This window comes from Lysobacter sp. ISL-50, from assembly GCF_018612875.1.
Taxonomy (GTDB): Bacteria; Pseudomonadota; Gammaproteobacteria; order Xanthomonadales; family Xanthomonadaceae; genus Lysobacter.
This window is the reverse complement of the sequence record NZ_JAGGRI010000020.1, coordinates 240,263-259,552: the sequence shown is the minus strand read 5'-3', so window position 1 is coordinate 259,552 and position 19,290 is coordinate 240,263. Positions and strand designations below refer to the sequence as shown.

The 19,290-nt window shown below is 64.6% G+C and carries 14 protein-coding genes; 3 read left to right on the top strand and 11 right to left on the bottom strand.

Going from position 1 to position 19,290, the window contains the following annotated elements; translation table 11 throughout:
• Window positions 1–187 precede the first annotated feature (187 nt).
• From J7J50_RS13460 to J7J50_RS13450, 3 genes are all read right to left on the bottom strand, one after another.
• The gene (locus J7J50_RS13460; RefSeq protein ID WP_215058627.1) at window positions 188–3,286 is read right to left on the bottom strand and encodes a TonB-dependent receptor; all 3,099 of its coding nucleotides are present in this window, start codon (window positions 3,284–3,286) and stop codon (window positions 188–190) included.
• Window positions 3,287–3,791: 505 nt separating this feature from the next.
• Complete coding sequence (locus J7J50_RS13455) at window positions 3,792–4,145, bottom strand: YkgJ family cysteine cluster protein (protein WP_215058626.1); 354 nt, start codon at window positions 4,143–4,145, stop codon at window positions 3,792–3,794.
• A gap of 206 nt (window positions 4,146–4,351) precedes the next feature.
• The gene (locus tag J7J50_RS13450; protein ID WP_215058625.1) at window positions 4,352–5,251 is read right to left on the bottom strand and encodes a LysR family transcriptional regulator; all 900 of its coding nucleotides are present in this window, start codon (window positions 5,249–5,251) and stop codon (window positions 4,352–4,354) included.
• 92 nt (window positions 5,252–5,343) lie between these two features.
• On the opposite strand from J7J50_RS13450, the gene J7J50_RS13445 reads away from it, so the two are divergent.
• Window positions 5,344–6,384 (top strand): alpha/beta hydrolase, encoded by a 1,041-nt coding sequence (locus J7J50_RS13445; protein WP_343222502.1) that lies wholly within the window; start codon window positions 5,344–5,346, stop codon window positions 6,382–6,384.
• 188 nt (window positions 6,385–6,572) lie between these two features.
• Here the strand turns inward: J7J50_RS13445 and J7J50_RS13440 are convergent, their stop codons facing one another.
• The 4 genes from J7J50_RS13440 to J7J50_RS13425 all read right to left on the bottom strand — a co-directional run bounded on the left by J7J50_RS13440 (window position 6,573) and on the right by J7J50_RS13425 (window position 12,833).
• The gene (locus J7J50_RS13440) at window positions 6,573–9,242 is read right to left on the bottom strand and encodes a TonB-dependent receptor (protein ID WP_215058624.1); all 2,670 of its coding nucleotides are present in this window, start codon (window positions 9,240–9,242) and stop codon (window positions 6,573–6,575) included.
• A gap of 69 nt (window positions 9,243–9,311) precedes the next feature.
• Window positions 9,312–10,529: an MFS transporter gene (locus tag J7J50_RS13435; RefSeq protein ID WP_215058623.1), complete on the bottom strand. Its 1,218-nt coding sequence runs from the start codon at window positions 10,527–10,529 to the stop codon at window positions 9,312–9,314.
• 16 nt (window positions 10,530–10,545) lie between these two features.
• Entirely contained in the window at window positions 10,546–11,520 is a 975-nt protein-coding gene (locus J7J50_RS13430) for a carbohydrate kinase family protein (protein WP_215058622.1), read from the bottom strand.
• Between the two features lie 62 nt (window positions 11,521–11,582).
• Window positions 11,583–12,833, bottom strand: a complete 1,251-nt coding sequence (locus J7J50_RS13425; protein WP_215058621.1) for an ROK family transcriptional regulator — start codon at window positions 12,831–12,833, stop codon at window positions 11,583–11,585.
• 129 nt (window positions 12,834–12,962) lie between these two features.
• On the opposite strand from J7J50_RS13425, the gene J7J50_RS13420 reads away from it, so the two are divergent.
• Window positions 12,963–14,834 carry a glycoside hydrolase family 9 protein gene (locus J7J50_RS13420; protein ID WP_215058620.1) on the top strand — a complete coding sequence of 624 codons (1,872 nt, stop codon included), beginning with the start codon at window positions 12,963–12,965 and terminating at the stop codon, window positions 14,832–14,834.
• A 33-nt stretch (window positions 14,835–14,867) separates the two neighbouring features.
• Here J7J50_RS13420 and J7J50_RS13415 read toward each other — a convergent pair whose 3' ends face one another.
• The gene (locus J7J50_RS13415) at window positions 14,868–15,749 is read right to left on the bottom strand and encodes a LysR family transcriptional regulator (protein WP_215058619.1); all 882 of its coding nucleotides are present in this window, start codon (window positions 15,747–15,749) and stop codon (window positions 14,868–14,870) included.
• Between the two features lie 111 nt (window positions 15,750–15,860).
• On the opposite strand from J7J50_RS13415, the gene J7J50_RS13410 reads away from it, so the two are divergent.
• The gene (locus tag J7J50_RS13410; RefSeq protein ID WP_215058618.1) at window positions 15,861–16,235 is read left to right on the top strand and encodes a nuclear transport factor 2 family protein; all 375 of its coding nucleotides are present in this window, start codon (window positions 15,861–15,863) and stop codon (window positions 16,233–16,235) included.
• 45 nt (window positions 16,236–16,280) lie between these two features.
• Here J7J50_RS13410 and J7J50_RS13405 read toward each other — a convergent pair whose 3' ends face one another.
• Genes J7J50_RS13405 through J7J50_RS13395 form a run of 3 tightly spaced genes read right to left on the bottom strand, consistent with a single transcriptional unit; the run spans window position 16,281 to window position 19,088 of the window.
• The gene (locus J7J50_RS13405; RefSeq protein ID WP_215058617.1) at window positions 16,281–17,708 is read right to left on the bottom strand and encodes a HAMP domain-containing sensor histidine kinase; all 1,428 of its coding nucleotides are present in this window, start codon (window positions 17,706–17,708) and stop codon (window positions 16,281–16,283) included.
• The gene (locus J7J50_RS13400; RefSeq protein WP_215058616.1) at window positions 17,705–18,379 is read right to left on the bottom strand and encodes a response regulator transcription factor; all 675 of its coding nucleotides are present in this window, start codon (window positions 18,377–18,379) and stop codon (window positions 17,705–17,707) included. The genes J7J50_RS13405 and J7J50_RS13400 overlap by 4 nt, the downstream gene beginning before the upstream one ends.
• Window positions 18,380–18,428: 49 nt before the next feature.
• The gene (locus J7J50_RS13395) at window positions 18,429–19,088 is read right to left on the bottom strand and encodes a methyltransferase domain-containing protein (protein WP_215058615.1); all 660 of its coding nucleotides are present in this window, start codon (window positions 19,086–19,088) and stop codon (window positions 18,429–18,431) included.
• Window positions 19,089–19,290 lie beyond the last annotated feature (202 nt).

The window sequence follows — 19,290 nt, the reverse complement described above, 5'->3', positions numbered from 1 at the left end:
TGAGGACGAGGTTTGCCGGGGCCTGACGGCATCGGCGATGAGCGATGTGGGCGAACGAGAAAACCGCCCGTGCGGGCGGTTTTCTGAAGTCTGATCGGCGCGATGCCTCGGCTTCGACCTTGTCATCGAAGAGCCTGCCCTCGCATACGCGAGGCGAGGGCAGGCCGCTGCCGATCCTCTGCCGCGATCAGAATTTGTACGTCAAACCCAGATACATGATTCGGCCGGAGTAGTTGTTGGTCCACAGGCGCGCATCGGTGTCATGGCCGAGGTGCGCCCGCTGCTCTTCCTTGGTCACGTTCAGCACCGAACCGCTCACGGTGAACCGGTCGGTGAGGTTGTAGGACGCATTGAGATCGAGCTGGGCATAAGGCTCGGTGTAGTAGTTCAGGCCGGTGTGCAGGCCGCCGACCACTTCGCCGCGACGGTTGTACGAGGCACGGACCAGGAACTTCGGAGTCTCGTAGAACACCGTCAGGTTGGCCTGGTTCTTGGCGCTGCCCACCAGCGGCGAACTGGCGATCTGCTCGCCGTTGAGCTCGACCGCGGCCAGATTGGTGTCGTTGTAGGTGTAGTTGGCCTGGAAGCCCAGACCGAAATCGAAGGTGTGCTGCGCATACACTTCGACGCCCTGCGAGACGCCGTCGCGGCCGTTGGCGGACGTGCTGTAGTCCTGCACGGTGACCGTTTCCCCGCCGATGGTCACCGCCGTGTCCTGGACCACGGGCACGACGAAGTTCTTGACGTTCTTGCGGAACAAGCCAAGACCCAGCACCGAGCCCGGACGGAAGTACCACTCCACGCCGATGTCGTATTGCGTGGCTTCGTAAGGGTCCAGGGCCTTGTTGCTGCCGTTGCCTCTCCAGCCCAGATCGCTGCCGCCGGCGGCCGACCGGTCGTTGCTGTATTCCTGGCTGTAGTAATTCAGCGCGCCGGGATAGGCGATGTCGGTGAAGGCCGATCGCGCGATGACCTTGGACGCCGCCCCGCGCAGCACGATGTTTTCCGTCAGGTCCCAGGCGATATTGAAGCTGGGCAGGTAGTCGGTGTAGCTCTTGTCCAGCGTGTTGAGGGCGAAGGTCTTCGACCGGGCCAGTCGCTCGGGCAATCGCACGAAGCCGCTTTCGCAGGTATAGCCGCCATTGGACCCCAGCAGCGCGCCCGCGGCGGGGTCGGTGCACGACATCGGAGTGCCGCCGGCGTTATCGGCGAAGTAATCCGTGAAGCGCTCGACCGCGTCGGTCGATGCCGCGCTCTGCTTGGTCTTGACCACGCGCACGCCGAAGTTGCCGCGCAGGCGTTGGGTGCGGAAATTGGCCTGGAAGTAGCCGCCGGTGGATTGTTCATCGACGTCGTAGACGAAATCCGGCTCCCGGCGGCTTTGCATCTGGCCGTAGCGGCCGTTGAGATAATCGATGTAGGCCGGGAAGTTGATTCCGGGGAAGACATTGGCGTTGAAGCCGCCGGCCAGATTGCCGATCGGGCTGGACAGGAAGAAGCCCGGTTGAGCGATGCCAGCGGTCGAATCGCAGCCGGCCTGATAGCGCTTGTCGTAGTCGTCCGGGTCTGCGCCCTGGCATACCCAGTAGGTGTTGCCGGTGTTGCGATGCACCGAGCTGTCGCTGAACTTGGCGCCGAACTGCACCGATTCGAGCCAGCCGCTCAAGAACGATTTGGTGGCGTCGATCTGGAAATGGTCCTGGGTGATGCTGGTTTCTTTCCACGACGAGTCGGTGGAACCGGTATCGATCTCGGCGATGCCGGCCATCAACTGGTTCTGAAGATTCGACGCGAACGTCATCGACGGCGTGCCGCTCAGATTCCACGCGCTGTGGGTATTGCCGGCTTCCCATGCGCCGTTGACGTTGCGACGCGGCTTGGCCGACATGCGGAAGCTCATCGACGGCCCGCCGTCGGACCAGGTCCGTCCCGCCTTGGCCGCGATGTGGAGCAGATCGGTGGCCTGCCATTCCATCTCGATCCCGGCGGTCTGCGACAGCGCTTTTTCGCGGCTGTAGCCGCCGGTCAGTTGCGGCGTCGGCACGGTGCAATCGTCCGAGCCCCAGCCGCCGCCGGGCTTGCCCTGCGCCGCGGCCTCGGCATCGTTGCAGGGATACGCCTTGCCCGCGAGTTTTTCGTACTCCGCCGCGGTGACGACCGTACCGCTGCGATCGAGGGTGAATCCGTTGAGCAGCCTGCCCGAGGCCCAGTTGCCGTCGGAGTTGAAGCGGGCCAGGTTCCACTCGGGAATCTTCAGGGTATTGAGCGTGTAGTCGCCCTTGAGTTCGAAACGGAAGTAGTTGGCCGTCAGCGTCAGGTTGTCGGCGGGCTTGAATTGATAGGTCAGCTGCAGGCCCTTGCGCTCGCGCTCTTCCTCGCGCACGCCGAAATTGACCGAGGTCGGCAGGAAGAAACCCGAGTACCTATTGCCGTTCTGGTCGTTGATGGCGGAGCCTTGTCCCCACCAGTTGCCGATGCTCGGGTCGAGGGGGCGACCATTGGCGTCGGTCACCGGATTCGTGGCGACGCCGTTCACCTTGTCGGTGTACCAGTTCCAATCCTCGGTGCTGACTTCCATGCTGCGGTTGGTGCGTTTCTGCTGGGTCGCGCCCAGCAGGAAACCGAAGCGGCTGTCGTCGCTGTGCCAGGAGTACATGGCCGACAACTGCGGATCGGTGGTCTTGCTGGTGTCGGAATAGGTGCCTTCGAGCGTGACGAAGCCGGTGTTGGATTCCATCTCCAGCGGGCGCCGGGTGCGCAGGATCACGGTGCCGCCGATGCCGCCTTCGTCGATGCGCGCTTCCGGCGTCTTGAACAGCTCGGCGCCGGAGAGCATGTTCGCCGGCAGCAGGGTGTAGTTGAACGAGCGCGTGGCCTCGTCGTTGGTTTCGGACGAAGCGACATAGTTGCCGTTCAACTGGGTCAGGGTGAGGTCCGGCGCCAGGCCGCGGACGCTCACGCTCTTGCCTTCGCCGCCGCTGCGGGTAATCACCACGCCCGGCACGCGCTGCAGCGCATCGGCGACGTTCTTGTCCGGGAACTTGCTGACGTCCTCGGCGGTGATGACTTCGACCACCGCGTTCGCGTTGCGCTTCTGGTCCAGGCTTTTTTCGATCGAATAGCGAAAGCCGGTGACCACGACCTTGTCGAGATCGGTGGCCCGTCCGGATGCATCGGCGGTAGCCGGTGCGGGCTGGGTGTTCTGGGATTGAGCGTGTACGCAGACCGGTACATAGAGCGCCGCGCACAGCGCCGCTGCCAAGGTGTTACGAGCGTGGACTTTCATTGAATTACCCCCGGAGTTGCCCCTGTGACTGGTGTCTTGACTGAGCGACGGCACTTAGATCGATCTAAACAAGGTATGGACGTGTGGGGTTTTCGCTTGTCTCGATCCGCTTAAGGAAGCGATTGGATCGATCTAAGTATCACCAGAAGCCGGGGCCTAAAGCATGTGGCGGCGCAGCAAGGGCGACCCTTTGCCAACCGGGTCACCTTTTGGGCTTCCGCATTGGGATGGGTGCCACGGTTTCCAGGATGGGGGGCAGTCGAAGGGCGCATGGCTCACGCCGGTCTTTCCATCGCCGTGGCGGATATCCGCGGCTCGGCGGACGCTGCTGGCATCGGCTGGGGAATGGCGATATGAGGCGGCGGCGCCTGCGCTTGCTTCCGCGATCACTGCGGGGGACGGTGGCCGCAGCCGATACCGGCGGCCGCAGACGGACCGGCAGGGCGTCGAGTTTGAAAGGTGCTTCAGCCCGGCCCCTCAAGGGCGGGCAACTCCTACAGGTTGGTCAGACCAGCACTTGCCGTGTTTGCCTGAGGAAGGCGTGGATCTCTTGTTCGGTTCGCGTATCGATCATGTACACCGGGCGTTGCCCGTTAGGGCACAGCAGTTGCGGCGTCGTGCCGAATAGCCGGCAAATGAGCGGACGCTCGTTGTAAACCTCGCACCCGTGGCTCCCCAAATGCGGGCAGCTCAACTGGGCCAGGGCGGCGTCATGCTCGGCTTCGCTCTTGACCGGCAGGCGTGCCATTTCCTCCGAGGATGCGGTGACCGGGCCGCAGCAGTCGTGACAACCCACGATGCAGGTGAACGATGGGATTCGCCGGCGCAGCTCATCGATTTTTTGATTGTTGCGCGTCAACGCTCTCTCCTGGAACGAGCTGTCACCCCGGGCGCTTTGCGGGCGCCGGTCTCGTACTCATTCTCGCACGTCCAAACCACGGCCACTGCCGCCGGAGGCTCGCGTGCGCTGGGAAACCCCGATGGCCGCCGCGTGCGGCCCGGCATTCGCCAGCGCGCATCCCGCGATGGCGGCGACTGTTCGCGCGAGCCGGTAGTCCGGGCCTGTCAGGGCAATGTCGTGTTCTGTCTTAGTTCGGCGACGATCAGATCGAGGAAGCTGCGGACTTTGGGCGAGGTGTATCGCCCCTCGCGGTGAAGCACGTGTATCGGCACCTTCGCCGGCTCGAATTCGCTCAAGACGATCTGCAACCGGCCGGCGGCCAGATAAGATTCGATCTGGTAAGAAGGCAATCGCGTGATGCCGAACCCGCTCAAGGCCGCATCGATTCCCGAGTCGTTGGCCGTCACCATCAGCCGGGGCGCGATGCGCTGCGTTTGCTGCTTGCGGCCTTCGCCGAATTTCCAGTCGGTGACCGGGTTGGTGCCCAGGGCCGAGATGATGTCGTGCCCGGCCAGATCCGCGGGCGTCTTCGGCTGGCCGCGTTCGCGCAAGTAATCGGGCGACGCGCACAGCACCCTGCGCACATTCGCGACATGGATGGCCTGCAGGCTCGAATCCGGCAGTTCGCCGATGCGCACGCCGACGTCCACGCCTTCTTCCAGCAGATTCACCACCCGGTCCAGGAACATCGCCGATACCTGCACCGACCGATAGCGCCGCAGGTACTCGCCGATGACGGGCAGAACGAAGAGCCGGCCGAACTGCACCGGCGCGGTTACCGTCAGGTGCCCGCGCGGTTCGGCGTCGACGCCGCCGGCCGCTTCGTCCGCCTGGTCCAGTTCGGCCAGGATTCGGCGCGCATCTTCCAGGTAGCGCCGCCCCGCGTCGGTGGCGCGAACGAAGCGGGTGGTGCGGCTGAGCAACTTGACGGCGAGGCGCTCTTCCAAGGTCGCCACCGCCCGGGTCACGGCGGGAGGCGACAGGCCCAGCTTGCGCGCGGCCGCGGCGAAGCTTTGTTCTTCGGCGACAGCGACGAACACGGTCAGCAGATGAAACCGGTCCATGTCGATCATTCCGATTGGGGGAATAATAAATTTTGATACGTGGTTATTCTTATTTCAAGCGGAATGAGAGAAATTAGCCGCCAGCCCAGCCGGTGGCGTCGAAGACGCAACGCCACTACGGCATCCCCAACTTCTTCGGATTCGACACGATCATGGACAAACTGCTGACCGCCGTTCTGGCGACCTCGATGCTTCTGCCGGCGGCCGACGCGTCCGCCATGCCGCCGCCGGCGCCCAGCGCCACGACGCGCCACAGCGTCGTCGAAGCCGATGGCGTGGAAATCTTCTACCGCGAGGCCGGCCCCAAGGACGCTCCGGTGATCGTGCTGCTGCACGGCCTGCCCAGTTCTTCGCACATGTATCGCCGCCTGATGCCGCTGCTCTCCGATCGCTATCGGGTGATCGCCCCGGACTACCCCGGCTTCGGCGCCAGCGCCGTGCCCGCGCCGGCCGACTACGAGTATTCGTTCGACCGGATCGCGAAGACCATGCATGGTCTGCTGCGCAAGTTGGAGGTGAAGTCCTACAGCCTGTACCTGTTCGACTATGGCGCTCCGGTCGGTCTGCGCATCGCGGCGAGCCATCCGGAAGAAATCGAGGGTTTGATCATCCAGAACGGAAACGCCTACGAAGAGGGCATGGGCTCGTTGTGGGACCCCTTGCGGGCCTATTGGAAGGAGCGCACGCCGCAGCGGTCGCAACTGATCGCGGACAAGCTGCTGAGCTTGAGTTCTACAAAATGGCATTACCTGCACGGCGTGCGCGATCCGGCGGCCATCGCGCCGGAAAACTGGTTGCTCGATCAGGCCCTGCTGGATCGTCCGGGCATGCAGGACATCCAGTTGCGCCTGCTCTACGACTACGGCTCGAATCCGTCGCACTATCCGGCCTGGCAGGCGTATTTTCGCAAGCATCAGCCGCCGGCGCTGATCGTCTGGGGAAAGAACGATCCGATCTTTCTCACCCCGGGCGCCTATGCCTACCAGCGCGACCTGCCCAAGGCGCAAGTCCATCTGTTCGACACCGGCCATTTCGCCCTCGAAGAGGACGTGGAGCCGATTGCAGGCTTGATCCGGGACTTCATGGATGCCAAGCCGCGCGCGCAGGGCGCATCGGCCGAAGCGCTTCGTTGAGCTGAGTTCCGGCTCAAGGCCGCAGGTCGGAAGCAGTCGTCTTCATGGCGTCACGCCAGAGCCGGCGGATCATCGTCTCGACCTGCCGCGGTATTAACCCTGCGACTGTCCTTGCAGTCGCAGGGCCGTACAAGTACCAGCCCCCTCTCCCGCAAGCGGAGGGGGCTTTACGCGTTGCAACCGCAGCATCAGTAGTCGAGGCGAACCCGCAGGCCGACCGTGCGCGGGTCGTTCCAGTAAGCGCGGACGAAACCGCCGCCGTCGCCGGCCGAATTCTTGCTCATCTTGTCGGTGGCGTTGAGCACATACAGCTCGGCGCGCCAGAACGACGGCGACTGCAGGCTCAGGCTGGCATCGACCGTGGTGTAGGCCTCCTGCGCGTCGGAGATATGCGCGTTGTCGAGGTTGCGCAGGGTGAAGTACATCTTGTCCTGCCACTTCACGTTCACCCACGGCACCAGTTCATAGCCGTTGCCGAACTTGAAGGTGTGCGACACGTTGACGCCGGCGGTGAATTTCGGACTCATCGGCAGATGGTTGCCGGTGATGTCGTAGATCTGGCGGCCGGCCAGCGTGGGGTCGGGGCCGGCGTAGGGCTCCGGGCACGCCGGCGCGCCGAACTCTTCGCGCACGCCGCAGTTCCATTCGTCGCTGAAGGTCGGGTAGTCCTTGATCTTGCTGTTGATGTACGAGAAGAAACCGCCGATGCGGGTGTTGGGCGTGGGCAGGTAATCCACTTCCACTTCCAGGCCCGGGATGTTCACCGTGCCGACGTTGACGGTCTGCCACTTGTTGACGATGTCGCAGGTCGGGTCCTGCGCCGGGCAGGGCTCATCGACGTGAACCTTGGCGGCGTAGAAGTCGCCGGTCACCTGCATGTCCTTGTAGCGGCTGTAGAAGGCGGTGACCGACAGGCTCAGGCGCTTGTCCAGCAGCAGGCCCTTGTAGCCGATTTCGAAATTGGTGACGGTTTCCGGCTTGTACGGGAAGAAGGTGTAGTGCGGGCCGGGCGGGCCGTCGATGCAGACCTTGCCGTCGCAGGCATCGTCCTTGTCGCCGAAGCCGCCGGCCTTGTAGCCGGTGGACAACGAAGCGAACAGGATTTCCTCATCGGACAGGTCCTTGGTCAGGCCCAGGCGATAGGTGAACTTGCGCCAGGCTTCGGAGTGTTCGTTCTCCGCCGGCGGTCCCCACAGCTTGTAGGCGTCGATGCCGCCGAACGGGCCCATGCGTTCGGTCAGGTCGCGGCCGTTGTGCGGGCGGAAGCCCGGCTCGCCCGGCGTGCCCGGGTCGTACAGGCCGTTGTAGTAGGCCGTCGATTCGGTATCCCAACCGCCGTACACCTGGCCGCCACGGTCGGTCTTTTCGTCGCGGCTGTAGCGCGCGCCCATGGTCGCGGTCCAGGTGGGCGCGAAGCGCCAGTCGGCCTGGGCGAAGATCGCCTTGGCATCGACCTGGCGATTGGGCTGATGGTAGAACTGGCTGATCGGGTAGCCGAACGGCGCGTTGACCAGCAGTTCCTGCGCGTAGTTGATCTGGTTCTTCTCGTGCATCCAGAACAGGCCGGACACCAGCTTCAGGCGCTCGCCCTGATGCTTGAACTGCAACTCGTGTACGAACGACTGGTACTTCGAGTCCAACGTGATGGAGGTGTTGTCGCGCACCGGCCAGATGCCCCAGTCGCCTTCGTGCGGTACCGGCAAGGTGGCGGTGACCTGCGAGGGGATCTCGTGGTAGCCGCCGTCGTCGTCGGCGATCTGCGAGCGCTTCTGCGTGGCGAAGGCCACGCTGTATTCGAGGCTGTTGCTGTCGCTGAGGAACCAGTTGAGGTTCGAGCGCACCGTGTCGATCGACATGTCGGTCTTGCCGGGCACGTTGATCTTCACGTCCCACTTGCCGCCCTGGCAGGCGAAGCGGGTGCCGGCGGCCTGGTCGCAGTCTTTCATTCCCACCTGACCGGCGCCGGAGTTCTGGAATTTCTCGTACGCCAGCAGCCATTCCACGTTATCCGTGAAGGCGAAGCGGGCGGCGAGGCGGAACGCCCATTCGTCGCGGTTGTAGTAGTACTTGTCGCGCCCGACCTTGACGTTGCGGCGCTGGTCCACGTCCGGGATGCCGTCGGCGATGAAGCCGCGCTCGGGAATATCGACGTCGGTGAAGTCCTGCTGCTGGTCGATCCAGCCGTCGCGCTCGACCTTGGTCGCGGAAAAGCGCAGGGCGAAGCGATCGTTCACGGTGATGTTCTGGATCAGGTTGAGCTGGCGCAGGTTATAGCTGCCCACGTCCAGTTCGGCGCTGCCGAAGGTGGAATCGAAGCGCGGCTTGGCCGGAATGATGTTGATGCTGCCGCCGGTGGAGTTGCGGCCGAACAAAGTGCCCTGCGGGCCGCGCAACACTTCGACCTGGTCTACGTCGAACATCAGCGCCAGCGCGCCCTGCGGCCGCGGCGAATACAGGCCGGCCACATGCAGGCCCACGGCCGGATCGCCGATCTCGGTGAAGTTGTTCGCGCCGATGCCGCGGATGCTGACCTGCACGCCGGAATCCGGGCCGGCGCCGATCTGCACGTTGGGCATCGTGCCGGACAGGCCGCGTACGTCGCGGATGCCTTCGCGGGTCAGCGTTTCCTGAGTGACGGCGGTGACGGCCACCGGCGTCTTCAGCAGGTCCGATTCGATGCGGGTGGCGGAAACGTGCACGGTTTCGAGCGTCGTCCGGGGTTCGCCAGCGTCGGCCTGCTTGTCGTTCTCGGTCGTGCTGGACTGGGCCATGACCGGGGCGGTCGCGCAACTGATCAATACCGCGGCCACCGCGGCGGCGATGCCGGTCGGTCGAACATCGCTGGGATGCTTTTTCATTGATTGGCTCCTGGTTGTACGGCGACTCGGGCCGGCGGACCCGCGGCAGCGGCTGGTGGTATGGCCCGGTCAGGGCGAGGCGGGAGTGTTTTTCCCGGAGTACAGGGTTTGGTTGCGCACCAGCGGCCTGGCCCAGGCACTGACGCTGAGGATGTAGAGCAGGGGGATGAAGACCAGCGACAAGCCCACGCGCAGGCCCCAGTGGTCGGCGACGAAGCCGATCAGCAGCGGCACGACGGCGCCGCCGAGGATGCCGCTGCACAAAATTCCCGAGAACGCGCCGTGGTGTTGGCTGACCGAGTTCAATCCCAGCGAGAAGATCACCGAGAACATCACCGACAGGAAAAAACCCGCGGCGGGAAACGCCAGCAGCGAGATCTCCGCGGTGCCGAAAAGGGCGAGGCCAAGGCAGGCGATGGCCAGCGTCGAGAAGATCGCCAGCACCCGTTTCGAATCCAGCAGTTTCAGCAGGCCCAGGCCGGCCAGACAGCCTAGCGACATCAGGCCCCAGAAGCGGCTGACCGCGATCGCGCCTTGCTCGGTGGCGGACATGCCGTGGTAGCTGTGGAGGAACTGCGACATCCAGTTGGCGAGGGATTGCTCGGTGCCGACATAGGCGACGATGCCCAGGAAGAACAGGCGCACATCGACGCGCCGCAGCAGGCTGCGGTAAGCGTCGCGGCTGCCTGCGCGCTCGTCGTCCTTCAGTTCCACCGTCGGCAGCGGCAGTTTGTAATTGAGCAGGGCCAGCAGCACGAAGGCGGCGCTGAAGTACCAGTAGAACGTCAGCCAGGCCAGCGGCTGTCCCTCGATGCCCGGGCGCTGCATGTAGAGCCGGAACGCCAGCGGGCTGAGGAAAGAGGCCAGGCCGAACACCAACTGCGCCATCACCGAGAAGAAAGCGAAGTGCTCCTCCCCGGCGGCGGTGCGCATCAGCGGGTTGATCACTACCTGCAGCAGCGCCATGCCTAAGCCGATGACGAACAGGCCGGCCACGACCGAGACGTAACCCGGCATCGCCGCGATCGCCAGCGCGCCGACGAAATTCAGCGCGAACGCGGCGAACAACGTGAAGCGGGTGCCGCGTACTTCGATCAGGATGCCGCCCGGAATCGAGATCAGGCCGTAAGCGAGGAAGAAGGAGAACGGCATGAAGCCGGCCATGGTCAGGCTCAGCTTGAAGTCCTGGATGGCGATGGGCATCAGCGGCCCGATCAGATTGGTGATGAAGGAGATCGCGAACCAGATCAGCAGGATGTAGCTGACGATCATCGGCCGGTGCTTCATGGTCGCGTCTCCTGAGTCAGGACTGCGGCAGCAGGCAGTGGGAGAGTTCGCCGGCGGCGATGCTCTTGCGCGGGAAGCGGGGCAGGATCGCGCTGGCGGTGCGACAGCCGGCCGCGAGCGCATCGCGCAGGCCGGCCTGATTCAAGCGTGCCGCCAGATAGCCGGTGTTGAAGCTGTCGCCGGCGCCCACGGTGTCGAAGATTTCCAGCGCCGCTTGCGTTGCGTAGCGCAGGCTGCGGCCATCGACGTGAGCCAGCGCGCCGGCGGCGCCCAGTTTCACGATCAGATGGGCGTCGGGCTTGAGCAGGTGGGCGACGCGTTGCACGGCGAGCTCCAGATCCTGGCAGTCGTCCGGGTGGCCGGCGATGCTCATCGCTTCCAGCTCGTTGACCAGCAGATGGTCGCAATGGGCCAGCCAGCCTTCGACTTCCCCGTGCACCCGCGGCGTCCAGCCTTCCGGCGGCCAGCCGGTATCCAGCGCGACCTGATAGCCCTTGGTCGAGGCCTGCGCCAACAGTTGGCTGAAATGTTCGCGCAGGCCCGGCAACAGGAACGGGGCGGTGAACAAGGCGACACTGCCGGGCGATGCCTGCGGCAGGTGCTTGAGCACGAAGTCCGGCGTCAGATGCTGCAGATGCCCGTAGCTGGTGAAGAAGGTGCGCTCGCCGCCGGTATGCAGCAGTCCCACCGACATGGTGGTGTCGCTGGCGCAGGTCTGCAGTTCGACGCGGATACCCGACAGTTGCAGCAGCAGCCACTGCGCCAGGTCGTCGTTACCGATCGCGCCGATCAGATGCGGGCTCAGGCCGAGATGCCGGGCCGCGAGGGCGGAGTTGGCCGCCGAACCGCCGGCGCGCAGCTCGCTGCGCGGCAGCAGTTGTTCGGTGCCGATCTTGGGCCAGCCGTCCAGCGTGCCCAGGACCAGGTCCACGCTGACGTCGCCGATGATGCTGAATTGGGGAGGGCTGAGTTGAGGCTGATCGAGCTTCATGGGGGGCGACTATAGTCACCCCAATTCCGCCCCGTCAATAAAAATATCCAGTGGAAGTTTAATTAAATGCGGCGTCCTCCGACGGACGGGCGGTGACCGAGCAGCTCCGCCGTCTGCAGTTCCTCCAGGTCGTCTTTCTGCAGGCCTTCCAGGCGCGGCGAGAGCAGCTCATGGATCGGCAGCACCGCCGCGCCGAGCAGCGAACAGTCTTCCTCGCGCTGGGAAATCATCACCCGCGGCCATTCCGGGGCGGGGCGGCCGCGGACCGAGCGGTGCAGCGGCTGGGCGAGGTCGACCAGGCGCTGCACCAGTTTCTGCGGCGCCGATCCGCCGATCACGATGGTCTGCGGGTCGAGCATGTTCTCGATCATGCAGATGGCGTCGCGCAGCCGCTGCGATGCCTGCTCGCACCACTGCTGCAGCGGTTGGTCCCCGGCGTCGTCCAGCCGGTCGAGCAAGTCCGTCGTATGGATCTGCCCGTCGTCCATGCCGAGCGCCTCAGCCAGCGAGTGCAGCGACAGGTAGCGCTCCAGGCAGCCCTGGTTGCCGCAATAACACGGCGTGCCGCCCGGGACGACCGGCACGTGGCCGATCTCGGTGGCGTTGCCGTCGGCGCCGCGATAGGTGTTGCGGCCGACGATCAACGAGCCGCCCAGGCCCATGCTCAGATGCAGGTAGAAGAAGTTGTCCAGGTGCCTGGCCACGCCGTACAAGGTCTCGCCGAGCGCGCCGGCCACGCTGTCGACGCTGTGGAACAGCGGCAGGCCGGTGGCTTCCTGCAACTGGTCGAGGATGGACAAATCCTTCCAGCCCTCCAGCGCGGTGGGCCCGACAAAACTCAGTTCGGTGTCGCCGAGCGGGCCGGGCAGGGCCACGCCGATGCCCCATAGCCGGGCATTGGCCTGGCGGCGCAGCGTGGCCACCAGCTCCAGCAGGGCGGCCAGCAGTTGCGGGCGATCGCAGCCCTGCAACGGCACCTCGCAGCGCGCATCGATCCGGCCCACCAGATTGACCAGCGCGCCCGAGGCGCGGCCCGGTTCCAGGCTGATGCCGATGGACTGGCCGGCGTCGGGATTGATTTCGAAGGCGATGGGCGGCTGGCCGCGGGTCTTCAGATCCTTTTGCCGGCGCGAGACGATCAGGCCGATCGATTCCAGCTCATTGGTGATGTTGGCGACTGTCTGCGGGCTGAGCGAGACCTTTTCCTGGATGTCCTTGCGCGAGGCCGCGCCGTGCTGGCGGATGAAGTCCAGCACGAGGCGGCGGTTGTAGGGGGCGCTGGATTGCTGGGTGGCGCCGCGGCCAATGTTCATAGGCGTCGAAACCGGTTGAGCGTAGGGGAGGGATGGCTCGTATTATTCATACATCCATGTGAAGTATTTATTGACGACGGCCGGCGACATGGCTAAGTTGCGGTGGCTAGTCTATCCGGAACCGTGCCGATGACCCGTTTGCCGCAGTCCCGCAAGACCGGAATTCAAATGATGGCCGCACTGGCGATGGCGTGGTCCAGCCTGCTGCAGCCGGCCGGCGCCGCCACGCCCGAAGCGTCGAAGACCTCGGTATCGGTGAGCCTGCCCAAAGCGCCGCTGCTGGTACACATCAACGAGGTGGCGCTGGAACGCAAGGGGCCGAAACTGGCCGTCGTCGAATATGCCGGCGAAGCCGCGGTGGGCAGCTACACCGTGCTGCGCGATGGCAAGCCGATCAAGCAAGGCGAGCTGCGGCCGCTGCAGCCGTTTACCGAGTGGAGCCCGGGCAAGCGTTATTTCAGTGTCGAGTTTTCCGATGCCGAGGACGCCGGCAAATACGAAGTGGAAGTGCGCATCGGCAAGCAACATGCGGTATCGGCCTCTGTGTTGGTACGCGACAACGCGGTCTTCGCCACCACCGGCGCGCAATTGCTGGGCTACTTCAAGCGCAGCCGCCACACCGACGACGCCGATCGCGACCTGCCCATCTTCAAGAGCACGCGCACAGTGAACGTATGGGGCGGCTGGCAGGACGCCGGCGGCGACAAGGGCAAATACTTGTCGCACCTGGGCTACGCCAACCATTTCAATCCGCAGCAGGCTTCGATGGCGGCGTGGGTGCTGGCCTATGGCGCGCATGCACGCAAAGCTTTGTTTACCGCCCACGGCCTGCAGACGCAGGCCGAGGACGAAGCGTTCTGGGGCGCGGACTATCTGCACCGCATCCTGGATGCTGAGGGCTACTTCTACACCACGGTGTTCGACCAATGGGGCACGCCGGGCGCCAAGCGCATGGTCACCGGTTACGAAGGCGCGGCCGGAACGTATACGACGCTGTACCGCTCGGCATTCCGCGCCGGCGGCGGCATGGCCATCGCCGCGCTCGCGCGCGCCTCGATGCTGGCCAGGCAAAGCGGCCGCCATGGCGAATTCGACGGCGCGCAATATCTGGCCGATGCGCAGCGTGGCTACGAGCACCTGCGCAAGTTCAACGCGCAGTACGGCGCCGACGGAAAAGAAAACATCATCGACGATTACACCGCGTTGATGGCGCTGGTGGAACTGCACAACGCCACCTCGCAGTCGCGCTACCTAGACGATGCGCGCGACCGCGCCGCCAGCCTGATCGCGCGGCAGCAGGCCGACGGCGGTTTCATCAGCGACGGCGGCAGCCGCCCATATTATCACGCGGCCGAAGCCGGCTTGCCGGTGATCAGTCTGTCGGCCTATGTCGATATCGAACCGGAGCAGGGACGTCGTCAACGTGCGCTGGATGCCATCGGCTTGGCGCTCAAGCATGAGTTGACCCTCACCAACGCGGTCGCCAATCCGTATGGCTACGCGCGCCAGCGCTTCCAGTTGACGCAGGACGGCAAGGCCGCGGGCGAAGTGCTGGAAGGCTTCTTCATTCCGCATCGCAATGAAACCGGCTACTGGTGGCAGGGCGAAAGCGCCCGTCTGGCCTCGCTCAGCGCGGCCATGATCATCGGCGGCCGCAAGCTTTCGGACCACGGCGCCGCCGGTTACGGCCTGCCGGCCGATCGTGCCGGTTACGCGCAAAGCCAGCTCGACTGGACGCTGGGCCGCAACCCTTACGGCATCTGCATGCTCTACGGTTTCGGCCGCAAGAACCCGCCGACGGTGCTGGAGAGCGCCGGCGAAATGTTCGTGGGCGGCATCTCCAACGGCATCACCGGTGCCGTTGGCAGCGACACCGGCGCCGGCATCAGCTTCGCGCCCGGCCCGGATTCGGAGCAGTGGCGCTGGGTGGAGCAATGGATTCCGCACACCACCTGGATGCTGTTTGCGGTGATGGCTATGACGGCCGACGAAACGCGCTGAGCTGTCCGCGGGCTTGCATTGCCGCGGGCGGCGCTAGCTCACGCGCAGGGCGCGGATCAATGCGGAAAGCGCCGCCGATTGGTGGCGACGGTCCGGATAGTAGATGAAGAATCCGGGAAATGACGGCGACCAATCTTCCAGCACCCTGACGAGCTGGCCCTGGTCGATGCAGTCCGCCACCTGATCTTCATAGGCCAGCGCGATGCCCAGGCCGGCCAAGGCGGCCTGGATGGCGAGGCTGGTGTCGTCGACGACCAGCGGCCCGGCGACCGTGGTGGTCACGGGCACGCCGTCTTTCTCGAATTCCCATCGGTACGAACCGCCCGGAAGGCGCAGCCCGATGCAGCTGTGGCAGCTCAGGTCGCGCGGATTCAAGGGCAGGCCGCGCGTCGCGAAATATGCCGGTGAAGCGACGGCGGCCAGCCGCAGCTCCTGGGTCACGCGCGCGGCGATCATGTCCTTCTGAATGAATTCTTCGAGTTGGATGCCGGCGTCGAACCCGCCACCGACCAGATCCACCGGCCCCGTGCAGGTCGACACATCGAGCACCACCTCGGGATAGGCCGCGGCGAACGCCGGAAGTTTGCGCAACAGCACCAACGCAGCGGCGGATTTCGACACGGCAAGGCGAAGCCGCCCGGCCGGTCGATCGCGGGCGGTGCGAACCTCGTTGAGCGCGCGATCGATCTGCTCGAGCGCCGGCGAGAGACTCTTCAAAAGCTCGGCGCCCGCGGACGTCGGCGACACGCTCTTGGTCGTGCGAGCGAGGAGCTGCAGTTCCAGTCGACGTTCCAGCCCGCGGATCGTGTGGCTCAGCGCCGACTGCGTGACCCCGAGCCGCTCCGCGGCCCTCGTAAAGCTTCGCTCCGCGGCGACGACGGCGAACGCCGCGAGGTCGTTCAGTTCGCTCTTCATGAAATCGACTCATGAGTCCTATGCAGATATGTGCACTTTACTCATATATGAGCGCGATCCAATAATCCTTCGCAGCAATCCATCTCCGATACCAGCCAGCGGGATAAATCCATGCAAGACGCCCAACATGCTTTGCGAGACTTGGTTCAAGTCTATTTCGATGCCGCGTACGACATGGACGCGGAGCAGTTCCAGACGATATTTCACCCTCGCAGCGCCGTAACCAGAATCGGCGATGACGGCGAAGTCGGCGTGATGCCGATCGAGACCTGGCTGACCGGCGTGCGCGATGCGACCGCGCCGCGAAAACTCGAACTCGAGCGCAAGGACGAGATTGTCGCGATCGATGTTTCGGATAATCTCGCCCTGGTGAAGCTGAGGCTGCAGATGCCGCCGCGTTACTTCACCGACCTGCTGTCGTGCCTGAAGGTGCAGGGCAGCTGGAAGATTGTTCAGAAGGTGATGTCGGTGGAGGTGCGCCAATAGATTCGCCCGGAGCGGGTGGGCGATCTGCACTCGACCGTCGCGATTTCAGACAGCGCTGGCCGGCCTGTCTTTTGCGCTCGCCCAACCGCTCCCATGCCCTGAATGTCGCGGGTACGACAAGGGCAATAACAACCTGAAACAAGCGCCTTCTTGCGGGGTGTCCACGATGTCGATGGAGCCGCGATGCAATAGCACGATGTCCCGCACCAGATTCAATCCCAATCCGCTGCCACGCTGATTCTCTTGAACGCGATAGAAGCGTTCGAAGACTTTCTCGCGATGCTCTGGACGAATGCCCGGCCCCTGATCCGATATTTCGACGATGCCGTGGCTGCTGTCGCAGCCGACGAAGATCGTGATCGTGCCGCGGTTGCCGCCGTACTCGATGGCGTTCTGGACCAGATTCACCAGGACGCGCTCCAGCGCTAAAGCATCGCCAGCGACGGGAACTGCATCGGCATCGGTTTCGAACCCCAACTCGTAACCGGCGGAAATCGCGAGCGGCGCTAAATTAGCCGCTATTTGTTGCCCCAGATCGACCAGGTCGAGCGGCTGAAAATTCGGATTCGCCCGATCCAGGCGTTGCAAGTTCAGCAAGTGCTCCGCCAGCACGGATAGCCGCGCGACGTCCTGCAGCAGCCGCGCGCGCTCGGGCGCAGGGGGCATCGACTCCAGGCGGGCGTTGAGGATCGCGATAGGGGTGCGCAGCTCATGCGCGGCGTCTACGAGAAAGCGCCGGCGACGCTCGTGGCCTTCGTCGTAACGGCCCAGGGCATCGTTGACCGCGGATACCAAAGGAAGCACCTCATCGGGAACATCGGCCTCGGGCAAGCGTTCTCCGCGGCGTTCGACGTCGAGCCGGCGTGCGATTTCGACGACCGGTTCCAGACTCCTCAACGACCAGCGCACGACCTTGGGCGTGGCTATCGAGGTGACCAGGGTCATCAGGATCAGCAGCGGCAGTATGATGGTGGCCAGTACCGAGAGAATCAGCCAGCTCGCGCGGCCGGGCGCCATCACCCGTCCTTCTTCGGTCGTCAGTATCTGCACCCGGCCGAACGAGGTTTCGACCCGTTTGAGGCGAGCGCCGCTCGCTTTGTCCTCGTCTATCAGATAACCCAGCCGCGCCTGACTGACCTGATCCAATGCGCCGCCGATCGCCGCGAATTCCGGCGGTATCGGGCCGTGGCGGAGTTCGCGGCCGCGCTGATCGCGGATGATGTACCACAGGGTCGGAATTTCGCTGCGCAGTTCGGCAAGGTCGGCTGTTTCGCGCAATGTCATCCGGCCGTTGCGGTCCAGCGTCAGCGCATGCTGGAGAATCTCGACCGCGTTGTCGGCGTCCTTTGCGATGTTGGCGCTGAACAGCGCCAGCACGATCAGCAATCCAAAGACGGCGAGCAGGGCGCCTTGCAGTACCAGCAACCGCCACAGCAAGCGCCATTTCAACGAGTGGGGACGCACGCCGATCATGCGGCTTCCCGCAGCAGGTAGCCGATTCCGCGGATGCCATGGATCTCCACGCCGGCGCCGGCCTCGGCCAGTTTGCGGCGCAGGCGCGAAACGTGGGAGTCGAGCGTGTTGGACTGTATGTCGTCGTCGAATCCATAGACGGCTTCCTCGATCACGTTGCGCATCACCGTGCGGCCTCGGCGGCGCAACAGGGCTTCGAGCAGCAACAGTTCCCGACGCGGAAGTTCCAGCGCTCGGCCGTCCACCTCCGCCAGCCGGGCGACCAGATCGAAGGCAAGAAGACCGATGCGTATCGTATCGGAGGCCATCCGTGCCGGCCGGCGCAAGACGGCGCGCAGCCGCGCGAGCAGTTCCTCGATCGCAAAGGGCTTGACCAGATAATCGTCGGCGCCGGCATCCAGGCCGACGACGCGATCCGACAGGTCTGCGCGCGCGGTCAGAACGATGACCGGCGTGCGCAGGCCCATTGCCCGCAGACGCGGTATCAAGGCCACCCCATCGCCGTCCGGCAGACTTCGGTCGAGCACGATCGCATCGTGGACATCGCCCATCGCGGCGGCCTGACCTTCGCCCAGGGTAGGGACGTGGTCGGCGACCATGTCGTAGCGCTTCAGCGCCTGGGTCAGGGCCGCGGCCAACTCAGGTTCGTCTTCGATCAGCAGAATGCGCATGAGCCCGGTCCCATCGAGTCCGCTGCATTCTGCCATCGCATGGGCTTGCTCATGCCCCGATCCATCGCGAGGCCACTCGCCGGGTTACGCGATACACCGTCGCGGGCGGCAGGTTGCCGTAGATGCGGCCGAGCCGTTGCACCTTGAACCCATGACGGTCGGTCCATGATCGCGGCAGCGGGAAACGGGCGCCGTAAGTGAACTGGTAGAACGCGCCGTCGGCCGAGAGATAGCGGAATGCGCCCAGCAGTACGGCAAGCCGGTGACGACGCGAGAGGTTGCGCAGCGGCAAGCCGCTGACCACTGCGGCGACACCGCGGTCGCCCCATGACGGTTGGCGCGGCAGATGTCGAGCATCCGCGCACAGCACCTGCGCGGCCGGAAAACGCTGTTTCAGCAGGGCGGCGAATTCAGGCGCGGCTTCGACCAGGATCAGATCCTCCTCGAACACCCCGCGTTCGAGCAGTGCCCGCGTGAATACGCCTGTGCCAGGCCCCAGCTCCAAGACCCGGCCCGCGGCAACCGTTATCTGGCTGGTAATCAAACGCGCCAGTGCCGCGCTGGACGGTGCGATCGCCCCGACACGCGCCGGCGAGTGCAGCCAAGTACGCAGGAACGAACCCAGATCGCGCAGCCTGCCGTGGGCGGTCGCGGAAGGCGCCAAGGTTGCGGGCTTCGATGCGGCGGGATGCAGCGATGCTGGATTCATTCGGATTCCCTATGGAAAGGTTCGAATCCGATCTTAAAAAGAAAGATTGCGCCAACATTGCGGCGGATGAGGTCTTCAGGCGGCTTGGTCCAAGCGGCCTTCGTAGCAGCAGTACGCCTCGCATGCCAGCCAGGCGCTGTTTGGAGCCCATGCGCCAGACCGGCGCGACGATGGAGAAGCCGTCAAGCGCGCGCGGGCCTTC

Excerpts from the sequence above, each read along its gene's own strand:
- J7J50_RS13395 (WP_215058615.1), bottom strand. The coding sequence starts at position 19,088 with ATGAATCCAGCATCGCTGCATCCCGCCGCATCGAAGCCCGCAACCTTG.
- J7J50_RS13450 (WP_215058625.1), bottom strand. The coding sequence starts at position 5,251 with ATGGACCGGTTTCATCTGCTGACCGTGTTCGTCGCTGTCGCCGAAGAA.
- J7J50_RS13430 (WP_215058622.1), bottom strand. The coding sequence starts at position 11,520 with ATGAAGCTCGATCAGCCTCAACTCAGCCCTCCCCAATTCAGCATCATC.
- J7J50_RS13410 (WP_215058618.1), top strand. The coding sequence starts at position 15,861 with ATGCAAGACGCCCAACATGCTTTGCGAGACTTGGTTCAAGTCTATTTC.
- J7J50_RS13420 (WP_215058620.1), top strand. The coding sequence starts at position 12,963 with ATGACCCGTTTGCCGCAGTCCCGCAAGACCGGAATTCAAATGATGGCC.
- J7J50_RS13435 (WP_215058623.1), bottom strand. The coding sequence starts at position 10,529 with ATGAAGCACCGGCCGATGATCGTCAGCTACATCCTGCTGATCTGGTTC.
- J7J50_RS13400 (WP_215058616.1), bottom strand. The coding sequence starts at position 18,379 with ATGCGCATTCTGCTGATCGAAGACGAACCTGAGTTGGCCGCGGCCCTG.
- J7J50_RS13405 (WP_215058617.1), bottom strand. The coding sequence starts at position 17,708 with ATGATCGGCGTGCGTCCCCACTCGTTGAAATGGCGCTTGCTGTGGCGG.
- J7J50_RS13460 (WP_215058627.1), bottom strand. The coding sequence starts at position 3,286 with ATGAAAGTCCACGCTCGTAACACCTTGGCAGCGGCGCTGTGCGCGGCG.
- J7J50_RS13425 (WP_215058621.1), bottom strand. The coding sequence starts at position 12,833 with ATGAACATTGGCCGCGGCGCCACCCAGCAATCCAGCGCCCCCTACAAC.
- J7J50_RS13415 (WP_215058619.1), bottom strand. The coding sequence starts at position 15,749 with ATGAAGAGCGAACTGAACGACCTCGCGGCGTTCGCCGTCGTCGCCGCG.
- J7J50_RS13440 (WP_215058624.1), bottom strand. The coding sequence starts at position 9,242 with ATGAAAAAGCATCCCAGCGATGTTCGACCGACCGGCATCGCCGCCGCG.